A 2,555-nucleotide genomic window follows, 5' to 3' on the forward strand; every position below is an offset into this window, starting at 1 on the left:
GCCGGGGTCCTTCTTCATCTGCTCGACGACGTCCTTCATCGTCTTCAGCGGCGAGTTGGCCGGCACGACGAACACGTTGTACTCGGCCAGCAGGCGCGCCACCGGCGTCGCGTCATTCAGCGTGATCGGCGGCTTGTTCTGCACGATCGCGCCAACCATGATGGCGCCGACGACGATCATCGCGTTCGGGTCGCCCTTCGATGCGTTCGCGAACTGGGCCAGGCCGATCGTGCCGCCGGCGCCACCCTTGTTCTCATAGGTGATCGAGCCGGCGACGCCCGCTTCCTGCATGGCCTTGCCGATGCCGCGGCCGGTCTGGTCGTAGCCGCCACCGGGGGTGGCGCCGATCATCACCTTGAAGTTGTCCTGGGCGAACACGGCCGCGGAGGCGGTCGCAAGGGCCAGCGGCAACAGCACGGTTTTGAGCAAGAGGCGTCGCATGAATAAGTCTCCTTGAGGGGGAATGCACTGAACAGAGGCGCCATCCTGAGCGCAGCAGCGCCCGGTTACATCCGGGCAAGCCCTGGGGTGCCGGCATGAGACTGTCAGACGGCTGTCATTCCCGGTCCTGCCCGCTGTCGTCTTCCTGTCAGACCCGGATCGCCCCTGACAAGACCCCCTTGCGCGGCAAGGCACACTCGCGGCCATGAAACTCCTGCTGGTGGAAGACGATCTCGCGATGGCGCAGGCGCTGCAGCTGGCGCTCGAGCGGCGCGGCTTCGACATGGCGGTGGTGCACAACGGCAGCGATGCGCTGCAGCAGCTGCGCAACCAGCCGCCCGACCTGACGCTGCTCGACCTGACGATTCCCGGGCTGGACGGCCTGCAGGTGCTGCACCGCGCGCGCGCCGAGGGGATCCGCGTCCCCATCGTGGTGCTGACGGCGCGCGGCGCGGTCGGCGACCGGGTGCTGGGCCTGAACGCCGGTGCCGACGACTACCTGGCCAAGCCGTTCGACCTGGACGAACTCGAGGCCCGCATCCGCGCACTGCTGCGCCGCACCGCGGACCCCGGATCGGAGGAGCTCGCCTGCGGCGCGCTGACGCTGGAGCTGTCCTCCGGCGCGTTCTACCTCGACGGCCGCGTGTTCGACGTGACGCCGCGCGAGCAGGCGTTGCTGAAGGCGCTGATCGCGCGGCCCGGCCATGCGCTGCCGAAGGAGAAGCTGTTCCGCGTCGTGTTCCCGATGGAGACCGACATCCAGTTCGAGGCGATCGAGGTGGTGGCCTACCGGCTGCGCAAGAAGCTCGCCGGCTCGGGCGTCTCGCTGATCACGCTGCGCGGCCTGGGCTACCTGCTGCGCTGCGACCCGCCCGACGCCAGCGCATGACACGGCCGGTCCATTCATTGCGGCGCCGGCTGATGGGCTGGATCGTGCTGCCGATCGCCTGCTTCATTGCGTTCGACACGGTCAGCCTCTACCAGCGAGCGCTCGACGCCATCACGCTGGCCTACGACCGCACGCTGCTCAGCTCGGCCCGCAACATCGGCGAGCTGCTGTCGGTCAAGGGCAGCGAGTTGCACGTGGAGCTGCCGTACAACGCGCTGGAGATGCTCGACAACGGCGACGCCCGGATGATGTACCGCGTGAGCGGCTTCAACGGCGAGTTCCTGTCGGGGTACTCCGATTTCCCGGCCTATGCGCGCACGCCGCCGCAGCGCTCGGCGTACGACGCGCTGGTCGATTTCTACGACGGCGAGTTCCGCGGCGAGCCGGTGCGCATCGCCGCGCTCTACCAGCCGGTGGCCAGCTCCGATGCGCGCGGCGTCGCGCTGGTGCAGGTGGCCGAGACGCTGGAGGTGCGGCGGCGCCTGGCGCGGCAGATCCTGATGGACACGCTGGTCCGCCAGGCGCTGCTGATCAGCGTCGTCGTGGCGATCACCTGGTTCGTCGTCGCCCACGCGCTGCGGCCGATCGAGGCGCTGCGCGCGCAGCTCGAATCGCGCAGCGCCCGCGACCTGTCGCCGGTGGCAAGCCCGGACCTGCCGATCGAGATGACACCGCTGCTCGGCGCGGTGAACCAGTTGATGCAGCGATTGCAGCGGCTGCACGACCACCAGCGCCAGTTCGTGCGCGATGCCTCGCACCAGCTGCGCACGCCGCTCGCGGTGCTGAAGACGCAGGTGCAGTCGGCGCTGTGCATGCCGGCCAGCGATGCCCGCGACGCACTGCCGGCGATGCATGCGACGGTCGACCGGGCGATCCGGCTGGCCAACCAGATGCTCGCGCTGGCCAAGGTCGAGCAGGTGCAGGGCCAGGCCGAGCCGGCCACCGCCGACCTGGGAAAGCTAGCGCAAGAGGTGGCGCTCGACCTGTCGCCACTGATCGGCGAGCGCGACCTCGACTTCGAGCTGCAGGCCGCACCGAGCTGGGTGCACGGCCATGAGTGGATGGTGCGGGAGCTGCTGCGCAACCTGTTGCACAACGCGATCCGCGAGACCCCGAAGCGCGGTGAGCTGCTGATGCGGGTCGCGAACGCCGAGCTGCTGATCAGCGACAGCGGCCCGGGCATCGCACCCGAGCTGCGCGACCGGCTGTTCGAGCCGTTCCACAC

General features: G+C 69.3%; 3 protein-coding genes. 2 read left to right on the top strand and 1 reads right to left on the bottom strand.

Features of this window, described 5'->3' with window-relative positions; translation table 11 throughout:
• On the bottom strand, positions 1–351 hold a 351-nt coding region (locus AC1D15_RS26495; protein ID WP_477828344.1), incomplete at its 3' end, for a tripartite tricarboxylate transporter substrate-binding protein.
• Between the two features lie 295 nt (positions 352–646).
• Here AC1D15_RS26495 and AC1D15_RS26500 point away from each other — a divergent pair.
• Both AC1D15_RS26500 and AC1D15_RS26505 read left to right on the top strand, forming a co-directional pair.
• A complete protein-coding gene (locus AC1D15_RS26500) occupies positions 647–1,330 on the top strand; it encodes a response regulator (protein WP_052212733.1) in 684 nt (227 codons plus the stop codon).
• A partial coding sequence (locus AC1D15_RS26505) for a sensor histidine kinase (protein WP_477828343.1) occupies positions 1,327–2,555 on the top strand: 1,229 nt, incomplete at its 3' end. The genes AC1D15_RS26500 and AC1D15_RS26505, both read left to right, overlap by 4 nt.

This window comes from Rhizobacter sp. P2_H2 (assembly GCF_056403375.1).